Origin of the sequence: Microbacterium sp. K41, from assembly GCF_004794395.1 — a bacterium.
GTDB lineage: Bacteria > Actinomycetota > Actinomycetes > Actinomycetales > Microbacteriaceae > Microbacterium > Microbacterium sufflavum.
The window spans coordinates 1-278 of sequence record NZ_SSDO01000421.1; the positions used below are offsets into that span (position 1 = coordinate 1).

The 278-nt window shown below is 79.1% G+C and carries 1 protein-coding gene; it reads right to left on the minus strand.

Translation table 11 applies throughout. From position 1 onward, the window contains the following. On the minus strand, positions 1-278 hold a 278-nt coding region (locus DW309_RS19670; RefSeq protein ID WP_168387274.1), incomplete at both ends, for a hypothetical protein.

A 278-nucleotide genomic window follows, 5' to 3' on the forward strand; every position in this document is an offset into this window, starting at 1 on the left:
CCGAGCCGCGAGCGTCTCCGCCAGCACGCCGTCGGCCACACCGCGGTCCACCCGGGTCGTCCCCCGAGGACCCGGCACCGCGAGCACCTCGCGCACGCGACCGCGGCCCCGCGTGAGCAGGAACGCGATCAGCAGGACGACCACGACCAGGGCCGCGGCCGCGGCGGACACGGCCGCGAGCGGGAACTCCCCGATGCTCCCGAGGTCGACCGTCGCGGCCGATGCATCGGCGGACGCCCGCTCGACCGCCGAGAGGGCCCCCGCCGCCCCCGCGGGCA